This window comes from Streptomyces lushanensis, assembly GCF_001700515.1.
GTDB lineage: Bacteria > Actinomycetota > Actinomycetes > Streptomycetales > Streptomycetaceae > Streptomyces > Streptomyces lushanensis.
In genome coordinates, this window is the sequence record NZ_MAUD01000281.1 from 1 (window position 1) to 12,539 (window position 12,539).

9 protein-coding genes are annotated in these 12,539 nt (G+C 70.7%); 5 read left to right on the forward strand and 4 right to left on the reverse strand.

Annotated features, from left to right (window positions below; all coding sequences use genetic code 11):
• A partial coding sequence (locus BFF77_RS22200; protein ID WP_066952655.1) for a bifunctional FO biosynthesis protein CofGH occupies positions 1-2,341 on the reverse strand: 2,341 nt, incomplete at its 3' end.
• 349 nt (positions 2,342-2,690) lie between these two features.
• Here BFF77_RS22200 and BFF77_RS22205 point away from each other — a divergent pair.
• Together BFF77_RS22205 and BFF77_RS22210 are read left to right on the forward strand one after the other, a co-directional pair.
• The gene (locus tag BFF77_RS22205; protein ID WP_066952657.1) at positions 2,691-2,921 is read left to right on the forward strand and encodes a FitA-like ribbon-helix-helix domain-containing protein; all 231 of its coding nucleotides are present in this window, start codon (positions 2,691-2,693) and stop codon (positions 2,919-2,921) included.
• 7 nt (positions 2,922-2,928) lie between these two features.
• Positions 2,929-3,348, forward strand: coding sequence for a type II toxin-antitoxin system VapC family toxin (locus BFF77_RS22210; protein WP_066952659.1), 420 nt, complete (start codon positions 2,929-2,931; stop codon positions 3,346-3,348).
• Between the two features lie 159 nt (positions 3,349-3,507).
• Here BFF77_RS22210 and BFF77_RS22215 read toward each other — a convergent pair whose 3' ends face one another.
• The 3 genes from BFF77_RS22215 to BFF77_RS22225 all read right to left on the reverse strand — a co-directional run bounded on the left by BFF77_RS22215 (position 3,508) and on the right by BFF77_RS22225 (position 8,023).
• On the reverse strand, positions 3,508-4,587 hold the full coding sequence (locus tag BFF77_RS22215; protein WP_066952661.1) for a WxL protein peptidoglycan domain-containing protein: 1,080 nt from the start codon (positions 4,585-4,587) through the stop codon (positions 3,508-3,510).
• Positions 4,588-4,698: 111 nt separating this feature from the next.
• Entirely contained in the window at positions 4,699-6,675 is a 1,977-nt protein-coding gene (locus BFF77_RS22220; protein ID WP_066952663.1) for a purple acid phosphatase family protein, read from the reverse strand.
• Positions 6,676-6,808: 133 nt separating this feature from the next.
• Entirely contained in the window at positions 6,809-8,023 is a 1,215-nt protein-coding gene (locus BFF77_RS22225) for a HupE/UreJ family protein (protein WP_066952665.1), read from the reverse strand.
• A gap of 177 nt (positions 8,024-8,200) precedes the next feature.
• Between BFF77_RS22225 and BFF77_RS22230 the strand changes: the two genes are divergently transcribed.
• From BFF77_RS22230 to BFF77_RS22240, 3 genes are all read left to right on the forward strand, one after another.
• Positions 8,201-8,872: a type 1 periplasmic-binding domain-containing protein gene (locus BFF77_RS22230; protein WP_066952667.1), complete on the forward strand. Its 672-nt coding sequence runs from the start codon at positions 8,201-8,203 to the stop codon at positions 8,870-8,872.
• A 178-nt stretch (positions 8,873-9,050) separates the two neighbouring features.
• A complete protein-coding gene (afsR, locus tag BFF77_RS22235; RefSeq protein ID WP_066952669.1) occupies positions 9,051-11,999 on the forward strand; it encodes an SARP-family global regulator AfsR in 2,949 nt (982 codons plus the stop codon).
• 198 nt (positions 12,000-12,197) lie between these two features.
• Positions 12,198-12,476: a hypothetical protein gene (locus BFF77_RS22240; RefSeq protein WP_066952671.1), complete on the forward strand. Its 279-nt coding sequence runs from the start codon at positions 12,198-12,200 to the stop codon at positions 12,474-12,476.
• Positions 12,477-12,539: the final 63 nt, after the last annotated feature.

Consider the following 12,539-nt stretch of genomic DNA (forward strand, 5'->3'; position numbering starts at 1 on the left):
CACGGAGGGTGCCGCCGAGATCGTTGGCACCGGAGCGGAGCATCTCGGCGGCACCCTCCGTGCCCAGCTTCACCCAGCTCGTCTGGATGTTGGTGATGTGCGGGTGGAGCAGGAGCCGGGCCATCGCCATCACCGCGCGGTTGTCACGGTCCGTCGGTCCCGGCCGGGCGATGCCGGCCAGATAGACGGGTGCGTTGGTGTGGATGAAGGGAAGGGTGACGAACTCGGTGAAGCCGCCCGTCTCCTGCTGGATGCGGGCCAGCGTACGGAAGTGGCCCAGCCAGTGGCGCGGCTGGTCCACATGGCCGTACATCATCGTGGAACTGGAGCGGATGCCCAGTTCATGGGCCGTCCTGACGACCTCGATCCAGGTCGCCGTCGGGAGCTTGCCCTTGGTGAGGATCCAGCGGACCTCGTCGTCCAGGATCTCCGCCGCCGTGCCGGGAATCGAGTCGAGTCCGGCCTCCTTGGCGGCAGTCAGCCATTCGCGGATCGACAGACCCGTGCGCGAGGCGCCGTTGACGACCTCCATCGGCGAGAAGGCGTGGATGTGCATGCCCGGGACGCGCTTCTTCACGGCGCGGGCGATGTCGAAGTACGCCGTGCCCGGCAGATCCGGATGGATACCGCCCTGCATGCAGACCTCGACCGCGCCCAGCTCCCACGCCTGCTCGGCCCGGTCGGCGACCTGGTCGAGGGAGAGCGTGTACGCGTCGGCGTCCGTACGGCGCTGCGCGAAGGCGCAGAAACGGCAGCCCGTGTAGCAGACATTGGTGAAGTTGATGTTGCGCGTGACGATGTACGTGACGTCGTCGCCGACCACGTCGCGGCGCAGCTCGTCGGCGATCCGCGTCAGCGCGTCCAGCGCGGGACCGTCGGCGTGGAGCAGGGCGAGTGCCTCGTCGTCGGTGAGTTTCGTCGGGTCGTCGGCGGCCCGCGCGAGGGCCGTCCGTACGTCGGTGTCGATACGGGAGGGCACCATGCCGGGCGCCGCCGCCTCGCGCAGGGCCTCCCAGTCGCCGTACACCTCGTCGAAGTCGTCACGGCGGTCGGCGGTGCGGCCCTCGGTGTCGATGGTGCGGTGCAGATCGGTCCGGCCGCTCGCCGTGAAGCCCTCGTCGGGCTCCTGCCAGGGCAGCCCGGAGGGATTCACCTGGCGGGCGAGGCCGGTCTCCGGGTCCGCGAGCGCCCGTACGTGCGGCAGCAGCCGCGGGTCGAGCCAGGGCTCGCCGCGCCGGACGAACTCGGGGTAGATGGTGAGGCGTTCGCGCAGCTCGAAACCGGACTCGGCGGTCCTCGCGGCCAGTTCGTCGATGTGCGGCCAGGGGCGCTCGGGGTTGACATGGTCCGGCGTCAGCGGTGAGACACCGCCCCAGTCGTCGATGCCCGCGCCGATCAGCAGGGCGTACTCGGCGTCGACAAGGTTGGGCGGCGCCTGGATGCGCGCGGACGGACCGAGGATGTGCCGGGCCACGGCGATGGCCGCCGCCAGTTCCTCCAGCTCCGCGTCGGGCATACCGCGCATCGCCGTGTCGGGCTTGGCGCGGAAGTTCTGGACGATGACTTCCTGGATGCCGTGGTAGGCCCGCTGGACGCGCCGGAGTTCGAAGAGGGAGTCGGCGCGCTCCTCGTACGACTCGCCGATCCCGATCAGCACGCCGCTGGTGAACGGGACGTTGGAGCGGCCCGCGTCCTCCAGCACCCGCAGCCGTACGGCGGGCTCCTTGTCCGGCGAACCGTGGTGCGGGCCGCCGGGCTCGGACCAGAGCCGGGTCGCGGTGGTCTCCAGCATCATGCCCATGCTCGGCGCGACGGGCTTGAGCCGCTGGAAGTCGGTCCAGGACAGGACGCCGGGGTTGAGATGCGGCAGCAGGCCGGTCTCCTCCAGCACGCGGATCGCCATGGCCCGGACATAGGCCAGGGTGTCGTCGTAGCCCTCGGCCTCCAGCCACTCGCGCGCCTCGGGCCAGCGGTCCTCGGGCTTGTCCCCGAGGGTGAACAGGGCTTCCTTGCAGCCCAGTTCGGCACCCCTGCGGGCGATCTCCAGGACCTCGTCGGGCGACAGGAACATGCCGTGGCCCGCCCGGCGCAGCTTGCCGGGCACGGTGACGAAGGTGCAGTAGTGGCACTTGTCGCGGCACAGCCGGGTCAGCGGGATGAAGACCTTGCGGGAGTACGTGATGATCCCGGGCCGCCCGGCCGCCGCGAGGCCCGCGTCCCGTACGCGCGCGGCGGAGGCGGCGAGGTCGGTGAGGTCGTCGCCCCGGGCCTGGAGCAGCACGGCCGCCTCGCCGACATCGAGAGCGACCCCGTCCCGCGCCCGCTTCAGCGCCCGGCGCATGGAATTGGCGGTGGGCGGGCCCGCGGGCTCTTCGGCGGGGTGTCCCGCGGGGCGTTCGGCGGCCCCGGCAGGGCGCTGCTGGGCTTCGGCGGACGGCTCGGCGGGCCGTTCGGCCGACCGTTCAACGGGTCGCCCGGTCGGCCGTTCGGCGGATCGTCCGGTCCCGGGCTCCTGCGGCACGCGCGTCGTCATCCTCTGAGGATACGTTCGAGCCCCCGGCTCACGAGGGCACGGTCCAGCCCGGAGACACAGCTCACCCCCCACACCCGCCCCACCCCGCCCGGGGCCGCCGGAACCTCACTCCAGAAGATCAGCTGCATTGTGCATGCATCGCTGCTACATTGCATGCATGACCGCTCTCACCATCCGGGACGTTCCGGAAAGCGCCCTCACCGTGCTGAAGGCCCGTGCCGCCCAGGCCGGAAAGTCCCTTCAGGCCTACACATTGGAGCTCCTCGTCGGCGCGGCCACCGCACCCACGCTCGCGGAGGTCGCCTCCCGCGCCGAGGCGGAAGCGAGTACGACGCTCACCGCCGCGGACGTACAGGCGGCGATCGACGACGCACGAGCGGCCCGGTGACCCTCCGGTGATCGTCATCGACTGTTCCGCGCTGGTCTTCTTCCTGACCGACGACGGTCCCACCGGGCGCCAGGTACGGAAACGGGTCGCCGAGGAGGACCGCCTCGCGGCGCCTCATCTGATCGACTACGAGGTCATGTCCGCCCTGCTCGGCCTGGCCCGCGGCCGGCGCGGAGGAGAGCCCAAGCTGGGCGCGGGACCGCTCCGCAAAGCCATGGCGACGTTCCGGGATCTGCCGATCGACCGTCACGAGACCCTGGTCCTCTGGGAGCGCGTCAGAACCCTGTCGGCGAACCAGTCGGCCTACGACGCCCAGTACGTCGCCCTCGCGGAGACCCTGGGAGTACCGCTGATCACGAGCGACGCCAGGAACGAGCGCAGCGGCGCGGCCCGGTGCGGGATCGAAGTCTTCGAAACCTCGTCCTGATCCCGTTCTCGGCGCATCGATACGGCAGTTCGGCGTGCCGCACGGCTACGAAGAGCCCCGGACGCCGCCCGGCACCCATGGCGACGCCCTCGGCACCGGGGCGGGGAATCCCCGGGCCGGGCGGGTGGGCCGTGGTTGCCTGCCGGACCTTGCGTGCCGTCAGCTCTGCTGGGTCTCCTTGTCGCGCAGGGCCTGTTCGACCGCGGCGCGTACGCGGGCTTCCTCGCCGAGTTTGCGGCGGGCCCGGGTGCGGCGGGTGAGCAGGAACGCGGCGACGCCGGCCGCGATCAGGACGACGAGGAGCAGCAGGAGCGTCCAGGGGACGGCCCAGCCGTGGGCGGTGGCCTCGACGGGCTTGAGTGAGGTGGTGGAGCCCGAGGCGTCCGTGAGGACGGGGGTGAGCGTCGCCGTCGCGGCCAGGCTGACTCCCGGTGCGACGCCGTGGACGGGCACCTTCACCTTCCACTTCTCGCCGGGGAGCAGCTCCGGCGGCGCGGCGATGTCGCCCGCCTCGGCCCGCAGCCATCCGAACGGGCCCGAGACCGAGACCGTCTGGCGGGCCGACAGAAGGGCGTTGCCGCTGTTGTGGATCGTGTAGGTGACGGTGGCGTCGCCCTTGGCGAACGGGTTGGCCGTACCGTCGTATTCGACGTGGAGGTCCTCCACCGCGAGGCTCGGCTTGAGCTCGCCGCTGACCCGCAGCTTGACCCGGATCCCGAGACGCCGGTCGACGTTGATGCCCTCGGCCTCGTCGGACTGCTTCAGGGAGGTCAGGATGCCGCCCACGTAGTCGCCGGGCGTGGCGTTGGCCGGAACGTCGACCGTGAAGGGCACCTCGGCGGACTTGCCGGGCTTGATCACGACGCCGTCGCGGCCGGCGTGGACCCAGGCGCCGATTCCGACGGACTTCTTGTCCTTGGTGAGCAGGTCGAGCTGGCCGGTGTCGGTGGTGTAGCCGTCGGCGGTGTAGACGGCGAGTTCGAGCGGGGACTTGCCGTGGTTGGCGACGACCATGGCGTCCTTGATCTGTCCGCCGGGGTTGACGCCGTAGCTGTAGCTCGACCGGTCGTCGCCGTACCCGTTCGCGGCCGTCCTGACCGTCCAGGTGACGTCGCCCTCGGCCGCCAGGGCGGCGCCGGCGGGCAGGCCGGCGAACGCGAAGGCCATGAGCAGGACCAGGGCGGCGGTACGGAGGAGGGCGGCGGCGGTGGTCTTCCGGCGCGTTGCGGGCACGTGCATGTCGGGGTTCTCCTGGAACGAAGAGGCGGGGCAGGCACCGGACGGCACCTGCCCCGCCGGGTGAAACGGGTCCGATCAGCCCATCAGCTCAGCTGACCGGCGATCAGGCGATCAGCTGCTGAGCGCGGTGATCGTCAGAGTGGCGCGGTAGCCACCCTTCTGGACGCTGTCCGGGATCTTCAGATCCAGGTCGGCACCCAGCTTCGCCGTACCACGGGCGTGGCCCTGGTCGGCCGAACCGAGGCCGCGCGAGATGGACAGGCCCTTGCCCTGGTCGACATAGCCGGAGACGACCGACTCGCCGGCCTTGGAGCCCGCGCCGTTCACGAGCACGCGCGGCGTCCAGCCGAGGTAGGACCCGGCGAACGTCTTGTCGGCGTCCTTGAAGTCGCTCACATTGGCCGAGATCGACCACGGAGCGAGCGAGCGGCGGCTGTCCGAGACGAGGAGCGGGTTGATCTTGCCGGAGGCCTCGAAGTGGTCACCGTTGGTCTCCTCGGCGGTGCCGAGGTCCACCAGGCCGTTGTAACCGTCGATCGTCCAGCCGAACTCACCGGGGGCGACGTTCGGCACGTTGACCGCGAGGGCCTGGTCGTCACCGTTGTACGGGTGGACCGTGACCTTGTCGACGATCGAGCCGACCGGCTGGCCCTCGGGGGTGTTGGTGCAGACGAGGCCACGCTCCACGGCCGCGTTCGGCGCCGCGCAGGTGCCGCTGCGCACGTTCTCGACCACGAGCTTGTCGTTGCGCACCTGGACCTTGACGTAGGTGCGGACGTGCTCCTGGTTCTGAACCGAGTTGTACCAGTAGCTGTTCGGGTTCAGCGGGTCCGCACCGTTGCCGGCGCCGCTGGTGCCGCTGCTGTCCGGCTTCGTGATGTCGTAGTACTTCGAGCCCGACGAGGAGTTGGCCGTCACGTAGAGGACGCCACCGGGACCCGGGTACACATCGGCGGCACCGGGCTTCTCGTCCGGGTTCGCCTTCGCACCGTTCTTGATCGCGTAGCTGCGCGAGTAGCTGTGGTCGTGGCCCTGGAGCACCAGGTCGACACCGAGCTTCGAGAACGTGGTCGGGAAGTCCACGCGGCGGACCTTGTTGTCGGAGTCCTTGGCGTGGTCGGCCGGCGAGTAGATCGCGTGGTGGTAGACCAGCGCCGTCCACTTGGCCTCGGCACCGTGCTGGTTGATGACGTCGGTCACGTACTTGATGTGCGCCGCGTCACCGCCGCCGCCCTGGGAGGTGGCGTAGCTGTTGCTGTTGAGGTCGATGAACAGCACATCCTTGTAGATGTACCAGTAGTCACCGCCGGACGTGTTGGACGCCGGGTTCCCGTTGGAGTACAGCGGGCCCGAGCGGTCCGTGTTCGGGGTGTAGAGGTGCTGCTCGTACGCCTTGCCGCCGACGTCGTGGTTGCCGATGGTGGCCGCCCACGGGTACTGGCGCAGCTTGTCGGGAGCCAGGAAGGCGTTCCACTGCGTCTCGGTGTTGGCCGTCTCGACCTGGTCACCGCCCGACACCAGGAGCTCGGCGTTCGGGTTGGCCGCCAGCGAGACGTCCAGGGTGTCCTGCCAGCCGGCCTGGTCCTTCGCGACGTCGCCGGACGAACCGATCTGCGGGTCGCCGTAGAACAGGAAGTCGTAGTCGCCCTCGAAGTCCTGCGTCTTGAAGGAGTACGGCGCCGACCAGTTGCCCTCGGAGCCGACGCGGTAGGAGTACTGCGTGTTCTCCTTCAGGCCGGTGATCGTGGCGTGGCGGTTGAAGCCGCCGCTGGTGGCGATGTTCGCGCCGCCGAGGGCGTCGAAGGTGGTGGCAGCGGCGGGGAACTCACCGTTGACCACCTCCGCCGCGGGGGCGAGCTGGAGCTTCTGCGCGGTGTCGGCCGAGGAGTACCAGGTCACGGTGCGCTGGGACTCGTTGGCGCCTACACCGAGGATGATGCCGGTGAGCGCGGCGGGGTCGGCGGCGGCGGCGGGGGACGCCATGCCTCCACCGAGCACCACGGACAGGCTCAGGAATGCCGCAGCGGCCCCTGTGGCCACACGGCGTCGCACAAGCCCGGGGGCCTGTGCCGAAGGTCTCAATGTCATTATTTTACGTTCCTTTTACCCACATGGGTGGATGTAACAGGGCCCTCAAGCTCTCTGTCCCGGGTGAACCGGACATAGATGGAAGCTTCGGGCCAGTTGAACTTCTGCACTTCCGAAGGGACTCGTTCCGGTTTCACACCCCGAACACCCGTTGCACGAACCACACCAGGCCCATCACGGACACACCCGCGGACATCGCGCCCGTCACCCAGAGCCCGGCCGTCGGCGCACGGTGGCGCAGCACGGTCAGCAGCGGGAAGACGAGGGCGATGATGGCCAACTGCACGGCCTCGATACCGACGTTGAACACCAGCAGGGACCACAGCAGGGTCCATGACCACGCCTCGTCGATCCCCAGCGCGCCCGCGAAGCCCAGACCGTGCACCAGGCCGAAGCAGAACACGACGCCGAGACGGATCCAGCCCGCGCGGTCAAGACTGAAGTGGCCGCGTCCCGCCGTCTCTTCGAGGTCGAGGTCGGCGGCATGGCCGCCGCGCCGCCAGACCCGCCAGAGGTACCAGCCGGCGACCACGGCGATCGACAGCGCGATGACGGGCTCCACGACACTCGCCGGCACGTCGACCGCGCCGAGCGCGGCGAGCATGAACGTCACCGAGTGCGCCAGCGTGAAGCTGGTGGCCGCGAGCACGATCTCCCGCAGCCGCCGCGACCCGGCGATGAGCGCCAGCAGGAACAGGATGTGGTCGATCCCGCCCAGCAGATGCTCGGCGCCCAGGCGGAAGAACTCCCAGAACCGCTCGTACCACGACTGCCCCATCGAGAAGGACGGATGCTCGGCGTCGAGCGCGGCACTGCCCGAGCGGCCGTCGATCTCGTAGGTGACGATCGTCTTGGTGCCCTTGACGTACGTCTCGGAGTCGGGGAACAGCCCGCTGCGCACCTCGGGATCACCGCCGCCCCCGGGACAGGCCCAGTCGAGCAGCAGATCGCCGTACGGCACGCCCTCCCGCCGGCCGATCGTGAAGTCGCCCGCCCGTGCCGGGGTGCAGGCCTTGCCGCCCGAGGTGACCGAGAAGCGCTTGGTGACGTACGAGACGGCCGACTTCGCGTGGGCGTTGAGCGCCGCGGCCTGTCCGGCCGCGTCCCCGTCCTCGAACGCGGCGTTCCCCGTACGGAAGAGGGGATCGTCGTCCTCGAAGTCGGCGGCGGACACGACGAAGAGGTCGTACTCCAGCTCAAGTTTCGTCCGTATATGACCCTCTTCGCCTGCGGTGACGTGCGCGTACACGACCGAGGAGAATCCGTGGGCGAGCGCCGGACCGGCGCTCAGGAGAGCGATCACCGCCGCGGTGATCAGGACTAGGGCACGGCGGACCGGTAGTGACATGTGGAGTGGCTCCTTCAGGTTGCCTGTGCACCGTCCATGTCACGGATGAACACGGCGCGACCCGTCAGCGAAGAACGGAAAAACAACCTCTAGAACGACACCCGTGGAGGAAGACGGCAGAACCTGGGATAGGAGGATGTAGGCGCACTATCCACCATCACTCGGAGGAAGATCACCTTGCGCACCCCGCTTCGGGCCGCTGCCACGCTGGCCGCGGTCGCCGCGCTGGTCACCGGATGCAGCTCCGGCGACGACTGGTCCCGCCCGCATCCCGACCCCACCCCCGTCGGCACTCTCGGGCCGGGATTCATCGGCCCCTCGCCCTCGCCCGTACCGGAGTCGACCACCACGCCCCGGCCCGGTTCCTGGAACGGGGTCCACCCGTCGGAGGACTACCGCGTGGTGCTGCTCACCTCCGGGGACGACCGCCCGACCAAGGCCCTGGTGACGGCGGTCCAGAAGTGGGCCGACGAGGAGCGGGTCGACCTCAGAACGGTGGTCGCCGACGGCCCGCACGACCTCATACCCAGCATCAGCAGATCCCTCGACATGGGCCCCGACCTCATCGTCAGCGCGGGCAACGACCTGATCGACCCGCTCGCCACGGTCACCCCGAACCATCTGGACCAGCCGTTCCTCGTCGTGGGCGCGGAGCTGGCCGAGCCCACCCACAACGTCACGGCGGTCGACTGGTCCGGTGCCTCGTTCCGCGGCGAGGGGCTCGGCGCGTCCTCGACGTACGACCCGGCCTCCTTCACCGCGGAGCGCTGCGCGGCGGCCATCCGGGCCGGCGTCGCGGCCGTGCTCAACGACCTGACCGGGATCGTGATCTGGCTCGACCGTCACTGAGGGCCTCATGTCCGGCACTCAACGCGTCGTGTCAGGACCGGGCCGGCGGCGGCGCCGTAGCGTGCCGTCCCGATCCTGTCGCAGCCTTGTGCAGACCCTCACTCACTGCTGACGCATCCGCCTCCGACAAGGCAGACTGTCGAGGGCGATACCGGCAGCACCGTGAGCAGGGGGAGCTATGGACCGTGACGGCGGGCCGCGCGTACCGGAGCAGCGGGCTCCGGAGGTGCCGGGGGACACCGCGGAACTGCGTTTCAGCGTGCTCGGGCCCGTTCGCGCCTGGCGCGGCGGCGAGACGCTGCCGTCCGGGTCACCTCAGCAACGCGCCCTGCTCGTCGCCCTGTTGATGCGCGACGGCCGTACCGCGACCGCCGCTGAGCTCATCGACGCGCTCTGGGGCGACGAACCGCCCTCGCAGGCGCTCGCCGCCGTACGGACCTACGCCTCACGGCTGCGCAAGGTGCTCAGCCCCGGGGTACTGATCACCCAGGCGGGTGGTTACGCCCTGCGGACGCCGTCCGGCTCCCTCGATCTGAACGTGGCTCAGGAGCTGGCCGCGGACGCGGACAAGGCGCGCGCCGCCGGCGACCGCTATCTGGCCCGTACGCTGATCGACAAGTCGCTCGGCCTGTGGGACGGCGAGGCGCTCGCCTCCGTCCCCGGCCCGTACGCCGACAACCAGCGCACCCGTCTTGAGGAGTGGCGTCTCCAGCTCACCGAGACCCGCCTCGATCTGGATCTGGAGGTCGGCCGGCACGCGGAGGCCGTCTCCGAACTGACCGCGCTCACCGCCGCGCACCCGCTCCGCGAACGCCTGCGCGAGCTGCTGATGCTCGCCCTCTACCGCAGCGGACGGCAGGCCGAGGCCCTCGCCGCGTACGCCGACACCCGCCGCCTCCTCGCCGACGAACTGGGCGTCGACCCGTGCCCGGAGCTCTCCCAGCTCCAGCAGCGGATACTGCGGGCCGACGCGGAGCTGGCGCGGCCCGTGGAGGAGCCCGCGCCCGTCCACACCGTCCGGCGGCCCGCCCAGCTCCCGGCCACGGTGCCGGACTTCACCGGCCGCGCCTCCTTCGTACGGGAGCTGAGCGACCGGCTCACCGCTCCCGGCGGATCCGTGATGGCCGTCTCCGCGCTCGCGGGCATCGGCGGCGTCGGCAAGACGACGCTGGCGGTGCATGTCGCGCACACGGCGCGCGCGCACTTCCCGGACGGGCAGCTGTACGTGGACCTCCAGGGCGCCGGTACGCGGGCGGCGGAGCCGGAGACCGTCCTCGGCGCGTTCCTGCGGGCGCTCGGCACGCCCGACACCGACATCCCCGACTCGCTCGACGAACGCTCCGCGCTCTTCCGCTCCGCGCTCGACGGCCGGCGCATCCTCGTCCTGCTGGACAACGCGCACGACGCCGCGCAGGTCCGCCCGCTGCTGCCCGGTACGGAGGGCTGCGCGGCGCTGGTCACCAGCCGGGTACGGATGGTCGACCTGGCCGGCGCGCATCTGGTGGACCTCGATGTGATGTCGCCGGAGGAGGCGCTCCAGCTCTTCATCCGGATCGTCGGCGAGGAGCGGGTCACCTCGGAGCGCAAGGCGGCACTGGACGTGGTCGCGGCATGCGGATTCCTGCCGCTGGCGATCCGTATCGCGGCCTCGCGGCTCGCGGCCCGCCGCACCTGGACGGTCTCGGTGCTCGCGGCGAAGCTCGCGGACGAGCGGCGCCGGCTGGACGAGCTCCAGGCGGGCGACCTCGCGGTCAAGGCGACGTTCGAACTCGGCTACGGTGCGCTGGAGCCGGCCCAGGCGCGAGCCTTCCGGCTGCTGGGCCTCGCGGACGGCCCGGACCTCTCCCTGGCCGCTGCCGCCGCCGTCCTCGACCTGCCGCTCCAGGCCACGGAGGACCTGCTGGAGTCGCTGGTCGACACGTCCCTGGTGGAATCCGCGGCCCCTGGCCGCTACCGCTACCACGACCTCGTACGCCTCTACGCCCGTGCCTGCGCGGAACGCGACGAACAGCCGCCCTCGGAGCGGGAGTCGGCGATGTCACGGCTGCTGGACTTCTACCTGGCGACGGCGGCACGGGTGTACGCGCTGGAGCGGCCGGGGGACCGCCTGGTGGACCATCTGGAGCCGACGGCGTACGAGGGCATGCCCTTCACCGACCGGCAGTCGGCCCTGGACTGGCTCTACACCGAGGCGAACTGCGTACTGGCCTGTGCGCAGCAGGCGTCGCGCGGGGGCCAGCTGCGCCGGGCCGTCGACCTGCTGTGGGCGGCGAAGGACCTGGCGGAGTCGGGCGCCAACTCCAAGCAGTACGAGTCCGCGGCGCTCTCCGCGCGGCGGGCCGCCCACGCGATGGGCGACCACCGTGCCGAAGGCAGGGCCCGGACCACGCTCACCAACGTCTATCTGGTGGCGGGCCGTTACGAGGAGGCGGACGAGGAGGCCCGGCAGGCCAAACTGCTGGCGCGGGCGGCCGAGGACCCCGCACCCGTCTTCTGGGCCAACAACGACCGGGGCATCATCGCGTTCAACCAGGGGCGGCACCAGGAAGCGGAGTCGTATCTGCTCCAGGCGATCGAGGACTCGCGCGCGGACGGGAACATCCCGGGTGAGGCGAGCGCCCTGTGCAACCTCTCCCGTACGCAGCTCTCGCTCGGCCGGACCGCCAAGGCCATCGCGCTCGCCCAGGAGGGCGTCGGTATATACGACCGGCTGGGGCTCACCGTGCGCCTCGCCAACGCCCGGTACGCCCTCGGGGTGGCCCTCACCCATGCCGGGCGTCACAAGGAGGCGCTGGAAGAGCTGGACGAGGCGCTGACGAACTTCGGCAAGAACCGGCAGCGGCTCTGGGAAGGGACCACTCTCTTCCGTATGGCGGAGGCGCATCTCTCGGCCGAGCGGCCCGCCCACGCGGCGCAGCACGCCGAGCAGGCCCTGGCGTTCGGCTGCATCGGCGGTGACCGTATCCGCGCCGGCGTCCTGACGGTGCTGGGCCGGGCGCTGGAGATCCTCGGCCAGTCGGACCGCGCCCGTGTCTGCTGGCACGAGGCGCTGGCGCTGTACGACGCGGTCGGCGCCCACGAGGCCGCCGAGGTGAGAGGACTCCTCACTCCGCTGAGTGCCGCTTGAGCGCTCGCGGAGGGGCGTTCATCGAATGTTTATGCCCAGCCGCCATGCTCGGTGCATCGATCCGTCGCGTCGGGGGGCAGGCGGATCACTGGAGGACACCGGAGTCCGAGTGAGCCTCCCAGTCTCTGTCCGGCGGCCCCCGGGGGAGCCGCCGGGCAGAGGACCTCCAAGCCAGTGCCCAACCAGGGGAGTCGCACCATGAGCGCCGAGAACAACGACGACATCAAGACGATGGACAACCACACGCCTTCCACGCCCGCCAAGGCGCTGCTGACCACCATGGACAACCACACGCCGAGCACCCCGGCGAACGGTCTGACCACGATGGACAACCACACGCCGATCCTTCCGCCGAACGGACTCCCGAGCACTGAGGGCAAGGACAAGGGCAAGGGCGAGGAAGCGGCGGCCGAGGAGCCGGCGGAGGAGATCCTGACGGTGATGGACAACCACACGCCCGCCCCGCCCAAGCCCTGACCAGTCACCGACGGGGTGCGGCCGCGACGGCGCGGAGGGGGAGCCGTCGCGGCCGCACCCCGT